This is a genomic window from Niabella terrae, from assembly GCF_054783135.1.
This window is the reverse complement of sequence record NZ_BAAGRD010000008.1, coordinates 751,529-763,986: the sequence shown is the minus strand read 5'-3', so window position 1 is coordinate 763,986 and position 12,458 is coordinate 751,529. Positions and strand designations below refer to the sequence as shown.

Genomic DNA, 12,458 nt, shown 5'->3' with positions numbered 1-12,458 from the left:
AATGATATAGGTCAGGGAAAACCTGTAATTTTAAGTGGTGGAACGAAAAGCCGATGGTGAATTTTTGCTACTTATAAAGATGGCGATATGTGGGTTTGTGATGGTTATAAAATCTGGACCATTTATTCTGAAAATGTGAATGGAGAATGTGTAGAGAACACGACTTCTTTGCATTTGCATATGAACTGAGGATGGGGAGATAATTATTACAACAGTTGGTATAATTTTAACAACTTTAATCCAGGCACTAGCACTTACAATGATGAGGTTAAAATGATATATAATACTACTCCGTAAATTTATACTCTGACTCTGACTATTACTCTGACTATGAAAATAATTATAATTTGCATGTCGATATTTTGCACGACTGTTTCCTCCTGCTCGAAAAACAAGCGGCAGAAATACGCATTGGCATCCAGTATAGAAATTGCTGTCGAGGATGAATTCGGCATGGACTTACTGAATCCCCAAAACCAAAACGCCTACGATACCAGCGCAATCAAAACCTACTATTCAAAAAATGGGACTTTTTATGAAGTTTTTGAAGGAAACTTAGATCGGCCGAGAATGTTTAGCATATATAAACATCCTGACGGCAGATATCGAATTGGAATTGGCCTGAACATTGAAAAAACTGAAGAATACCCTATAACGCTTATCAAATGGAGTGATACAGATACCGATACCCTAAAGGGTGCGTTTTATCGTACACCTTCTTCGATTTTAGTGACAAAAGTATGGTTCAACGGCGAACTAAAATGGGAACATGATAGTTATAAGGAACCATTCTTTAAGATCATAAAATAGGGGTTCTTTTTAATTAAAATACAATCGACAATAATCGAATTGCTCCTTAAATGATGGGGCAGTGGATAATTTTTTCCGTATATTTAAATTCATTGCTTCTCTACAACATTTATTTAAGGAGTTAATATTGAAGCCGATTTAAATATCGAATTTAATTCAATCTCGGATAATTTCAATCTGATTAATCTACTCCGTATATTTTTTATTTGACCATATTCTCTTTTTTTGCTTACGATTTCATTATCGTATGCATAATATGGTTGTTCTTTGATTATCATGTTCCAAATGATTATAGCTAATTTTCTAATGGCCAGTATGAAAAAAAAAGCGAAAAATATCAGGTGGGGATGATCAGACGGAATTGCGGTAAAACAAAATGAGCGTAAAATACCATCTATGGGTAGGGGCACTCATGCATCGGATAATTATAAATTGGAACATATCAGGCAATAGTCAGAAATACGAACATAATCGTATTCTATTATTTAAAAATCTACACAAAATGACTTAGCCTGCGAATTTTGGGTCATTCAGTGGCCGCACTAAATATTCGCAAGCCGGTATCTGGTCTTCAGGATGGATAATTTTGGGGACACCGGAACACCGGGACAGGCCGCTCCTGAACAGTATCGGGCGGGGGGAGATTAAAAAATCCACATTCGGTGCCAAACATTCAATAATTTTATTTGTTGATAACATCATGGCATTTTTTAAATGCCCGCTTCCCCATCGCTTCAAGGAAATACTATGCGGATATTGTTACATTACATCAAACCCTATAAATGGCTGGTATTGCTGGCTTTATTTTTAGCGTCGGTCAATCAGGTCTTTTCACTGTTTGCACCCATGATCAGTGGCCAGCTGCTCGATCTCTTTGCCAACCATCCCCATCATTTTGACAAAGGACAGACGGCACCACGGACGGAAACCGAATACCTCTTCGGCGGAGATGGCTACCACGGCTTATTTTATTTTCTGATGCTGCTGATCGGAACCGCCATGGTCAGCCGGATTGCCAAAGCCTTTCAGGATTATTTCGTCAATGTGATTATTCAGAAATTCGGCGCAACTATATTCACAGACGGTCTGAAACATTCCATGCGCCTGCCCTATCAGGATTTCGAAGATCAGCGCAGCGGTGAAACCCTCTCCATCCTGACCAAAGTACGCACCGACACCGAAAAATTTATCACCAGCTTTATCAATGTATTTTTCGTCATCATTGTGAGTGTGGTTTTTGTCTCGATCTATGCGTTCCGACTGCATTGGAGTATCATGCCGGTCTACGCCCTCGGCATTGTGCTGATTGCAGTGGTAACCAGCCTGCTTTCGAAAAAAATAAAACGGATCCAACGGCATATTGTAAGTGAAACTACAGCATTGGCCGGAACCACTACCGAGAGTCTGCGCAATATCGAAATCGTCAAAAGTCTGGGATTAACCAACCAGGAAATAAAAAGACTCAACAGCAATACCTTTAAAATTCTGGGACTCGAACTCAAAAAAGTCAAAAGCGTTCGTGCCCTGAGTTTCATTCAGGGGACCCTGGTGAACCTGCTGCAGCAGGTCATCGCTTTCACCCTGCTCTGGCTGATATTTAAGGGATCCATAACGCCGGGGCAATACCTTTCGCTGATGTTCTATGGATTCTTCCTCTTTGGCCCCATGCAGGAAATCGGCAATATCATCCTTTCCTATCGGGAAGCCGAAGCCTCCCTCCAAAATTTTCACGGCTTGATGCAGCGTCAGGCCGAACCCCGACCCCTCACGCCGCAAAGTATCGGTTCCATACAGCAACTGGCTTTTCGCCAAGTGAGTTTCAAACACCAGACTGCCAGTTTCAACGCCCTTGAAGATATTTCCTTTGAAGTTACCAAAGGAGAGACCATTGCCTTTGTAGGTCCCAGCGGCAGTGGCAAGAGCACCCTGGTAAAACTGCTGGTGGGACTGTACCGGCCTATTCAAGGAGAAATATATTATAATGAAATCCGTGGGGAAGCCATCGATTTTGAAGAACTACGCGCCCAGATCGGTTTTGTTACCCAGGACACCCAATTATTCGCCGGTACCATCAGGGAGAATCTTTTATTTGTCAACCCGACGGCTACCGACGATCAGCTCCTCCAGGTTTTGCAGCAGGCGAGCGCCAGCTCCATCCTGGAACGTGCTGAGAACGGTCTGTTGACGGTCATCGGGGAAGGCGGTCTGAAACTCAGTGGTGGCGAAAAACAAAGGATCGCCATTGCCAGGGCCCTGTTGCGGGATCCCCATCTGCTCATCTTTGATGAGGCGACTTCCGCATTGGATTCCCTCACCGAAGAAGCCATAACCGATACGATAAGGCAGGTGTCTTCCAAGGGAGATCAGATCACGGTGCTTATTGCGCACCGGCTGTCCACCATTATGCACGCCGACCGTATTTTTGTATTGGAGCGCGGAGAAATTGCAGAGACCGGTTCCCACTATTCCCTGCTGGAAAAGAAAGGTTTGTATTATGCCATGTGGCGGCAACAGATCGGAGAAAGAAGAAAGACCAGCGAAGCCCTCCCGGTTTAAACTTTGACCGCTACTACCGCAGGCACCTGAATGGGTCGCCCCAGAGGCTATTTGTAGCCGAGAACCGTTTTCCCTGTAAATTTACAGCATGATTTCATCGCGCTACCGTAATTTGTTGCTCGCTGTAGCCGGCGCCCTGCTGTTATGGGCAGCCTGGCCGGTCTCACCCCTGACCCTGCTTATTTTTATTGCCTGGTTGCCCCTGTTACAGATTGCCGAACAAAGTCGGAGTGCGGGAAAATTTTTCGGGCTGACTTACCTGCATATGGTACTCTGGAACCTGCTCACGACCTGGTGGGTAGCCAAAGCCAGTATCATCGGCGGTGCGAGCGCCTTTTTTGCCAATAGTCTGCTGATGTGTCTGCCCTGGATGTTGTATTACTGGACAAAAAAGCACCTGAGCCAGCCACTGGCACTACTCAGTCTGGCAGCTTACTGGCTGAGTTTTGAATACCTGCACCAGCACTGGGACCTGAGTTGGCCCTGGCTGACATTAGGGAATGTTTTTGCTACGCACCCGAACTGGGTGCAGTGGTACGAATACACCGGCAGTTCCGGTGGCAGCCTCTGGGTGCTCTTAAGTAATCTTCTGGTCTTTTATACCCTGCAGACGTATGGCCGTGAGGGTCGCAGTCTGCGGTATTTCCGGGCAGCGCTGTCCTGGATCGCCTTGCTTTTTCTGCCCATCCTGATTTCTTACTTTGTCAAAAGTAATTTGACCCTGCTACATCAAAAATACAATGTGGTGGTCGTCCAACCCAATGTGGATCCTTACGCCAAAATCCAGGGAATAGACGCCGGTCGCCAGCTGCAGACCCTGATCCGGCTTTCGGAAAGCCAGATCGATAGCCAGACGGCGCTGGTTGTCTGGCCGGAAACCGCGATTCCCGCCAGGCTGAATGAAGACTGGCTGCAGGATGAACCTTTTATTCAGCCCGTCCGGTATTGGCTGACCTGGCACCCCAACCTAAGCCTGCTGACCGGCATTGAAGGTTACCGGAATTTCAGGGTGCCACATAGCCGTTATGCCACCCCTTACCGCGACGGCAGCGGTTACTATGAAAGTTATAACAGTGCCGGATTAATGGATACCAGCCGTACCCGGATTTATCATAAATCAAAACTTGTACCCGGTGTAGAAGTATTGCCGGGCTTTCTGGCATTTATGGCCCCTGTTTTTGAAAAATTTGGTGGTACAGGAGGCGGCTATGCCCGTGACAGTGTGGCCAGGAACCTGACCACCCTGCAGGGACAATTTACCATCACCCCGGCAATCTGTTATGAAAGCATTTACGGTGAATACCTGTCAGAATTCAACCGCCGGGGCTCCAATCTGATTTGCGTCATTACCAATGACGGCTGGTGGGGTGATACCCCGGGTTACCGCCAGCACATGAATTATGCCCGGCTAAGGGCCATCGAAAGCCGCAAATGGGTAGCCCGTAGTGCGAATACAGGCATCAGTTGTTTTATTGATCCCTACGGCAATATTGTCCAGCAACTTGGCTGGGAGCAACAGGGCGCACTAAAACAAAAACTGGCGGCGTATATCACCGATACCTTTTTCACGAAATATGGCGACCTGACTTCCAGACTCTTCTGTTTGCTGGCACCCCTCTTATTGCTCTGGGGCGTATATAAAAAAATCCGCGAGCGGAACAACCAAGCCCGCTGATGAACAGCGTCAGCCACCGGTAGGCTCAGGCATCAAAAAACTTAAACCATGGAAAGAAAATCAATCAGTATTAACAACCGTATCATCAGTTACCAGAGCGGCGGCAGCGGCCAGGCCCTGATCCTTTTGCATGGGTTCGGCGAAGACCATCATGTATGGGAGGCGCAGGCTACCGCACTCTCCAGGCAGTACCAGGTTATTACACCGGATATTCCCGGGAGCGGACTTTCAGAACTCACCGATGATGTCAGTATGGAAGCCATTGCCGACTGTCTGGAAGAAATTGCAGCGGCCGAGGGGCTGGAAGGGATAACGCTGATCGGTCACAGCATGGGCGGCTATATCACACTCGCTTATGCGGAAAAATACCCCGACCGGCTCAGTGCCTTTGGCCTTTTCCACTCCTCCGCCATTGCGGATCATGAAGAGAAAATCAGCAACCGGCGCAAAGGCATTGATTTTATCCGAAAATACGGCGCGCAGCAGTTCCTGGACCTGCAGCCCGGCAACCTCTTCGCACCGGCTACGCTCTCGGAACGCGCCCCGCTGGTGGACGATTTTAAAAAATCCTATGAACCGTTTACCGATACGGCATTGATTGAATACTATGAAGCCATGATTGCAAGGCCGGACCGGACTGCAGTTTTAGAAAATGCCCGGGTTCCGGTACTGTTTGTATTCGGAGCGGCAGATACCATTATTCCATTGGAAGTTACACTGGAACAAGCCGCATTGCCGGCCACCAGCCGGGTGGAAATCCTGAAAGATTCCGGTCATATGGGCATGCTGGAAGAGCCCGATCTTTCTACCCGGATCCTGGAGGATTTCCTGGCCGACAATAACAGTGCGGCAAGATCACTTTAATTGTAAACTTCAACAATACGACAATGAAGCAAAAAAATATATTCATCACCGGCGCAACAGCCGGCTTTGGCGAGGCGGCGGCCCGGAAATTTGCTGCGAATGGCTGCAGGCTGATCCTCACGGGCCGGAGAAAAGACCGGCTGGAACAACTCCGCAATTCCCTGGAGGACCAATACCAGACGCCGGTCTATTTACTGAACTTTGACATCCGGGACCGTCAAGCCTGCCAGACGGCTATCAGCGGTCTGCCTCCTGATTGGCAGGATATAGATGTATTGGTCAATAACGCCGGTCTGGCCCTGGGCAGGGACAATTTCGATCAGGCCAGCCTGGATGACTGGGACACCATGATCGATACGAATCTAAAAGGACTGGCCTATATATCCCATATGGTCGTGCAGGGCATGCGGGAGCGTCGATCCGGTCATATTATCAATATCAGTTCCATATCGGGCAAAGAAGTATATGCACAGGGTAATATGTACTGCGCCACCAAACACGCAGTGACGGCTTTAAGCGAAGGTATGCGCATCGACCTGCTACCTTATAATATCAAAGTAACAGCCATTCATCCCGGAGCGGCCGACACGGAATTTTCCAGGGTGCGGTTCAAAGGTAACCAACAGGCCGCAGATGCGGTATACACAGGTATGGAACCATTGGTCGCCGTCGATGTGGCAGAGACAATTTACTATGTCACCACCCTGGCCGACCATGTATGTATCAACGAACTGGTCGTCACCTGCACCCAGCAGGCCAACAGTTATTATAGTTTCAGAAAACCGTCGGAACCACCCGCTGACCAATCCTGAACTTATTAAAAAAATGGCGATGAAATATATACTTCTGCTTCCGGCTTTACTGTTTTTTGGGGTGTCTTATTCGCAGGACAGCACCCTTAAAAAAGAAAAATGGCATTGGAACAACAATGCCCTGCGCCAGGACACCAGTGCCGGCTATACCCAGGTATTGAAAGTGGATAATATCCTCTATATCTCCGGGGCGGTCACCAGCGAGCTAAGCCCGGAAGGTGTGCGCTCGGTTTATAATGACCTGAAAGCTTCATTGGCCAGCTTCGGCGCCGGTTTTGAAAATGTGGTAAAGGAAAATCTGTATACGACAGATATCGAAGCGATGAAAAAACTGAATTATGTAAGGAAAACATACTACCGGGGTGATTTTCCTGCAGCTACCTGGGTTCAGGTCCAAAGATTATATATGGCGGCGGCCCGACTGGAAGTAGAATTAATTGCGCATTTACCCAAATAACTAAAAAAACCAACTGCAGCTAAAGGCATATTGGAAACTTTTTGTTTGTTACTTTCGCCCCAGATAACTGCCGGATAATGGCAGAAAATGCAATCAGGATATGGCACTAAAATTCGGTATTATTGGCAGCGGCAGCTGGGCGACGGCCCTGGTAAAGATTCTCACGGATAATGGCCATAAAGTGCATTGGTGGGTACGTAATGAATACCGGGCCGATTTTATCAGAAAACGGGGTCACAATCCTCAGTATATACCTTCGGCTACCCTACAGCCCAGACTCCTGAAAATCGAAACGGATCTCAATAAAGTGGTGGAAGCTGCCCAGGTGCTGATATTGGCCATCCCCTCGGCCTATGTAGTCGAGACCCTTAGCCAACTCGATCCTGCAGCCTTGCACCAGAAAAAAATTCTTTCTGCGGTGAAAGGCATGTTGCCGGGTGACAATGTGTTATTGAATGATTACCTGGCCCGTGATTTTAAGGTTCCGCTTAAAAATTATTTTGCCGTACTGGGCCCCTGTCATGCGGAAGAAGTCGCAGCAGAAAAACTTTCCTATCTGACTTTCTCCGGTATCGACAGGGATTTTACCGGCAAAATTGCCGGATATTTTACCACCCCCGCTATCAATACTGTCGTCAATGATGACATCCTGGGCGTACAGTATGCGGCAGTGCTTAAGAATATCTATGCCCTGGGCGCCGGTATCGCCCATGGTCTGGACTATGGTGATAATTTTCTGAGTGTTTATATAGCCAATAGTGCGGACGAGATGGCCGGCTTCCTGCGTCGCTTCGGTGCTGACCATATCGTGGTAGGGGAACATCAGCCTGATACCAGGTCCGCCAACTACGCAGCTTCCGTTTACCTGGGTGACCTGCTGGTCACCTGTTATTCGCTGTACAGCCGTAACCGTACTTTCGGTAATATGATCGGTAAAGGATATTCGGTACAGGCAGCCCGGCTGGAGCTTAATATGGTGGCTGAAGGCTATAATGCCGCCAAATGCATTTTCGATATCAATAAAAAACTGGAAGCCGAGATGCCCATTGCCGCCGAAATTTATAATATTCTCTGGGAGCAGTTACCGCCGGCTCAGGGTTTTTCCAGGATTGAGCGGGTACTGATTTGATGCCCGTAGCGCCGTGTTGAGTAAAGTATTTAATCAGCATCTTCTTCGAAAAACAAATCGGCTGCAATCCCGTCCGCAAACAATTTACCTTCATCGGATAACAGGATGCGCTGACCTTGTCGGCGCAGCTGCCCGCGATCTTCGTATTTTTTAGCCAGCGACCACACCGTTCTTTGTTGCGCTTCGGTAAAGCCGCTAATATCCAGGCCCTCGATCCGTCGCAGGCCGATCATGATGCTTTCATTGATTTGCTGAACAGGTGTGAGCATCTCTGTTTCCCGGGGAAGTTGTCCGCGGGCAATGGCATCGATATACTGCTGATTGTTTGCAATATTCCAGCTACGCTCCCGTCCTGTATAAGAATGCGCTGAAGGGCCAATACCCAGATAGGAACTGCCCTCCCAGTAAGCACTGTTATGACGGCTTCTACAACCCGGTTGTGCAAAATTTGAAATTTCATAATGCTCATACCCGGCCGTCCGCAGCAACTGCATCAGTAACAGAAACTGCCGGGATTGCTGTTCAGGATCAATATCCGCTTTCCGATGGGTCCGGATCAGTTTGTCCAGAGGGGTTCTGGGCTCCACCGTCAGGGCGTAACAGGATAAATGGGGAATACCATAGGCGATCGCCGTCTCCAGATTCTCCTGCCAGGCGGCATCGCTGAGACCCGGACTGCCATAAATCAGATCAATGCTGATATTGTCAAAATATTTCAGAGCCAGCTCCAGCCCCTCTCGGGCCTGATGTTCATTATGGGCCCGGTTCATCCATTCCAGATCAGCCTGAAAAAAAGACTGCACCCCGATACTCAGTCGGTTGATGCCGACTGCCTTCCAGTTGATTAGTTGGCCCTCCTGCAGATCGTCGGGGTTGGCTTCCAGTGTAATTTCTGCATCCGCCAGGACAATTCCGCTGTGGCGAACCCGATCCAGGAGATACGCCAAATCCGCCGCCGACAACAAACTGGGTGTGCCGCCTCCGAAATATACCGTCTGGTAAGTCGTATTGCTGCCACGCATTTCCAACTCCCGGCCGATTGCCGACACCATCGCCTCTTTTTTTGTGAGTGAAGTCGCAAAATGAAAATTACAATAATGGCAGGCCTGCCTGCAAAAAGGAATATGAATATAAATACCACTCATGGTGATCGCAATTTCAGGTCGGTTCTGCCAGGGGGAATCCGGCTTCCTGTTGTTATCCGAATCCGCTACTTTTACGGCCTGTTGAGACCTGCAAAGATACGATACCTGCTCACAGCATTCAGCTTTTTGCTGGTTTGGCCGGCACTGGGTCAGGGTGGCTATCCCCTGCAGGTCAGGTCTGTGGACCGGGACAGCAGCTTCCTGCACCGGGAACTCGGGATTCCTCAAAACTTCCTGAGCCGGGAAGATTGTAGGATTTACCTCGACCAGCTCCTGCCTGATTTGCAGGCCCGTGGTTATATTACGGCGTCCCTGGATTCGGTGGAGGCCGACAGCAGTGGCGCCCGTGTCCTGCTTTTCCTGGGCCGGCAGTACCGGTGGATGGCCATAAAAGCCGACAGTACCAGCCTTCCCTGGTTGCGTACTATAGGCTGGGATCCGACGACATTCAACCACCGTCCCTTTGACCGGCACCAGCTGCAGACCTATCAGCGGCAACTGCTGGACGCAATGGAAAACAATGGCTACCCTTTCGCCAGTGTTTCGATGCAGGACATGCAGCTCAACGGGGAGGAAGTGTCCGGTACCCTGCATGTCGAAACCGGACCGCGCTACCATATCGATAGCCTGAAAATTACCGGCAATGCCCGGATCAGTAAGGAATACCTGCAGCAGTACCTGGACATCCGCAATGGATCGGTCTATAATAAACAGAAGCTGCAGGGCATTTCAACAGCGCTCAAAAAACTCAATTATGTGGAGGAAACTTTTCCGCCACAGTTTCACTGGCGTAGTACAGGAGGCGTCGTGGAACTATTCCTGGACGGCAGAAAAAGCAGTCAGATCAATGTCGTGGTTGGCTTTCTTCCCGGCGATGATCCGCAGCGTCCCAAGTTGCGGCTTACCGGCGAAGCATTGTTACAGCTTAATAATACCCTGGGCGCCGGCGAGACCCTGGGCCTGGTCTGGCAGGCCTTACAGGTGAGTTCCCAGCAACTAAGTATCAATTATAAACAGCCCTATCTGTTTCGCTCTCCCTTCGGAATTGATTTCGGATTTAATATGTTCAAAAAAGATTCCAGCTTTCTGAATTTCAATTTCGATATCGGCGTTCAATACCAGCTTACGGCCCAACAGGAACTCAAGGTCTACCTGCAGCGGTTCAGTACTATTCTAAGTGGAATCGATGCGGCTGCCATTATCCGCACCCGCCAGTTACCCGGGGAAGCAGACCTTCGTATGACCAGTCTGGGCTTTCAATACCGATTCAATAATACCGACTATATCTATAATCCTGTCGCAGGTACTGAACTTTTTTTCAATACGATGGTCGGCCTGAAAAAAATCCGTCCCAATAACCAGATCCTGGAACTCCAGGATCCTTCAGATCCCGGCTTTGATTTTGCCCGTCTTTATGATACGGTAAAAAGCCGGGCCTACCAATGGCGAAGCGAACTCGCGGCAGCCCGCTATTTTCCCCTGGGCAAATCCCGCCGGAGCACCCTTCGGCTGGCGGTGAACGGGGGTTATATTTCCGGCAGCCGGATCTACCGCAACGAATTGTTCCAGATAGGGGGCAATCACCTGCTGCGGGGTTTTGACGAACAAAGCCAGTATCTCTCTGCCTTTGGAATTGGCAGTCTGGAATACCGTTACCTGGTCGGGCCCCGCTCCTATTTCAATGTGTTCAGCGATGGTGGTTGGGGGCGCGAATCAGGTTCGGGGACGCAGACAGGATATACCTATATCAGCGGAGGCTTCGGACTGGCCTTTGAAACCAAGGCGGGACAGTTCCGGCTGGCCTGGGCAATTGGCAAAAGAAATGATACCGATTTTAACCTCCGCCAGTCGAAGATACATTTCGGCTTCCTGAATTATTTTTAATCTACAGCAGGCTACTCAGAGGGTCTCCTTGCCATATTTCTTGTAATAGGCAATCAGCCAACGGACGACTTCACTGTAGCTGGCTGTACCGCGGGGCTGGCGATTCGCTTTCAGAAAATAATCATAGAACATACTGACCAAAGGTTCTACCGGATTACGGTAATGGCTGTAAAACCGGTAGAGTTCGTCAATATCGGCGGTCACGCGTGGATGTTGCTGTCGTTGGTAGGCAACCGCGGCCAGGGAATCCACGGCAGTCAGTTCCCGCAGGGCATAGCGGTACATATCGAAATATCCGGCGTACCGGAAATGAATCGAGGCATGCTGGCGACAGGCCAGAAATCCGACAAAATTGGCTTCATTTTCCCGTGCATAGCCCAGCTGGTGGGCCATCTCATGGACGGTCACAAAAGGCTTTTCAGAAAAAGGCACCGTGGTATTGACCTGGGCCTCGCCCGTAAAGGGATTATAGTAACCCTGGAATCCCATATAGTTACCCAGATAACTGAACAGGGAGGGCTTTACCGATCGTTTTCGGTAGCGCAGAAAGGGATATTCTCTGCCCAGGGCTGTATACCCACGGACACCCGCGTCGAAAAGCGCCCTGTTGCTGATTCCAGGGCGTTCGGCCGTATCCACATTGGCTGCCTCATGGTTCAGGCGCAACTGCAGGAGGGCCACCAGGGTATCCAGATCCGCCGGACGATAATTGGTTTCCCGAAGCTGCAATTGACCCGAAATACCCAGACGTGAATAGTTCAATCCCCAAAGGCCATAGAATACCACAAAGAGAACCAGGAAAATAAATAACAGTTTGCTGAGCCTTCGGAGCATCGCGGCACGTGTTATACTACGGTGCCGGATTTTTTTAAGCAACTTTACAAATCGCCAGATTACCCAGACGGGCAGTCCCAGGTAGATCAGGTCCCCAAGGCTAAAGGGTATCCAGCCAAAAAGCAGTCGCTGCATGCGGCTGATAAAGGGATAAACGCCATAAGTATAATGATTCTCCACCCATATGGGACTGCCGGAAGCAATCAGAATAAGCGCTGTCACTATCAGCAACAGCGACCAAATAATTAATTTTACAGTTTTTGGGGAATGGAACACGGGATAAACTTAACCG

At 48.9% G+C, this 12,458-nt stretch carries 10 protein-coding genes; 8 read left to right on the top strand and 2 right to left on the bottom strand.

What is annotated here, in order from left to right; genetic code table 11:
• Window positions 1-330 precede the first annotated feature (330 nt).
• From ACYVI9_RS11490 to ACYVI9_RS11460, 7 genes are all read left to right on the top strand, one after another.
• Entirely contained in the window at window positions 331-810 is a 480-nt protein-coding gene (locus ACYVI9_RS11490; RefSeq protein WP_460764698.1) for a hypothetical protein, read from the top strand.
• 747 nt (window positions 811-1,557) lie between these two features.
• Window positions 1,558-3,366 (top strand): ABC transporter ATP-binding protein, encoded by a 1,809-nt coding sequence (locus tag ACYVI9_RS11485; protein WP_460764696.1) that lies wholly within the window; start codon window positions 1,558-1,560, stop codon window positions 3,364-3,366.
• A gap of 88 nt (window positions 3,367-3,454) precedes the next feature.
• A complete protein-coding gene (gene lnt, locus ACYVI9_RS11480) occupies window positions 3,455-5,041 on the top strand; it encodes an apolipoprotein N-acyltransferase (protein WP_460764694.1) in 1,587 nt (528 codons plus the stop codon).
• A gap of 48 nt (window positions 5,042-5,089) precedes the next feature.
• On the top strand, window positions 5,090-5,905 hold the full coding sequence (locus tag ACYVI9_RS11475) for an alpha/beta fold hydrolase (RefSeq protein WP_460764692.1): 816 nt from the start codon (window positions 5,090-5,092) through the stop codon (window positions 5,903-5,905).
• Window positions 5,906-5,928: 23 nt separating this feature from the next.
• A complete protein-coding gene (locus ACYVI9_RS11470; RefSeq protein WP_460764690.1) occupies window positions 5,929-6,717 on the top strand; it encodes an SDR family NAD(P)-dependent oxidoreductase in 789 nt (262 codons plus the stop codon).
• Between the two features lie 19 nt (window positions 6,718-6,736).
• Complete coding sequence (locus ACYVI9_RS11465) at window positions 6,737-7,174, top strand: RidA family protein (RefSeq protein ID WP_460764688.1); 438 nt, start codon at window positions 6,737-6,739, stop codon at window positions 7,172-7,174.
• Between the two features lie 100 nt (window positions 7,175-7,274).
• The gene (locus tag ACYVI9_RS11460) at window positions 7,275-8,303 is read left to right on the top strand and encodes an NAD(P)H-dependent glycerol-3-phosphate dehydrogenase (protein ID WP_460764686.1); all 1,029 of its coding nucleotides are present in this window, start codon (window positions 7,275-7,277) and stop codon (window positions 8,301-8,303) included.
• 29 nt (window positions 8,304-8,332) lie between these two features.
• Here the strand turns inward: ACYVI9_RS11460 and hemW are convergent, their stop codons facing one another.
• The gene (hemW, locus tag ACYVI9_RS11455) at window positions 8,333-9,448 is read right to left on the bottom strand and encodes a radical SAM family heme chaperone HemW (RefSeq protein WP_460764684.1); all 1,116 of its coding nucleotides are present in this window, start codon (window positions 9,446-9,448) and stop codon (window positions 8,333-8,335) included.
• Here hemW and ACYVI9_RS11450 point away from each other — a divergent pair.
• On the top strand, window positions 9,401-11,332 hold the full coding sequence (locus ACYVI9_RS11450; RefSeq protein WP_460764682.1) for a BamA/TamA family outer membrane protein: 1,932 nt from the start codon (window positions 9,401-9,403) through the stop codon (window positions 11,330-11,332). The genes hemW and ACYVI9_RS11450 overlap by 48 nt on opposite strands.
• 15 nt (window positions 11,333-11,347) lie before the next feature.
• Here the strand turns inward: ACYVI9_RS11450 and ACYVI9_RS11445 are convergent, their stop codons facing one another.
• Window positions 11,348-12,388: a DUF3810 domain-containing protein gene (locus tag ACYVI9_RS11445; protein WP_460764924.1), complete on the bottom strand. Its 1,041-nt coding sequence runs from the start codon at window positions 12,386-12,388 to the stop codon at window positions 11,348-11,350.
• Window positions 12,389-12,458: the final 70 nt, after the last annotated feature.

What these genes read in the sequence shown, in the direction of transcription:
- ACYVI9_RS11490 (WP_460764698.1), top strand. Translation starts at nt 331, where the DNA reads ATGAAAATAATTATAATTTGCATGTCGATATTTTGCACGACTGTTTCC.
- lnt (WP_460764694.1), top strand. Translation starts at nt 3,455, where the DNA reads ATGATTTCATCGCGCTACCGTAATTTGTTGCTCGCTGTAGCCGGCGCC.
- ACYVI9_RS11460 (WP_460764686.1), top strand. Translation starts at nt 7,275, where the DNA reads ATGGCACTAAAATTCGGTATTATTGGCAGCGGCAGCTGGGCGACGGCC.
- ACYVI9_RS11450 (WP_460764682.1), top strand. Translation starts at nt 9,401, where the DNA reads ATGGCAGGCCTGCCTGCAAAAAGGAATATGAATATAAATACCACTCAT.
- ACYVI9_RS11470 (WP_460764690.1), top strand. Translation starts at nt 5,929, where the DNA reads ATGAAGCAAAAAAATATATTCATCACCGGCGCAACAGCCGGCTTTGGC.
- hemW (WP_460764684.1), bottom strand. Translation starts at nt 9,448, where the DNA reads ATGAGTGGTATTTATATTCATATTCCTTTTTGCAGGCAGGCCTGCCAT.
- ACYVI9_RS11475 (WP_460764692.1), top strand. Translation starts at nt 5,090, where the DNA reads ATGGAAAGAAAATCAATCAGTATTAACAACCGTATCATCAGTTACCAG.
- ACYVI9_RS11465 (WP_460764688.1), top strand. Translation starts at nt 6,737, where the DNA reads ATGAAATATATACTTCTGCTTCCGGCTTTACTGTTTTTTGGGGTGTCT.
- ACYVI9_RS11485 (WP_460764696.1), top strand. Translation starts at nt 1,558, where the DNA reads ATGCGGATATTGTTACATTACATCAAACCCTATAAATGGCTGGTATTG.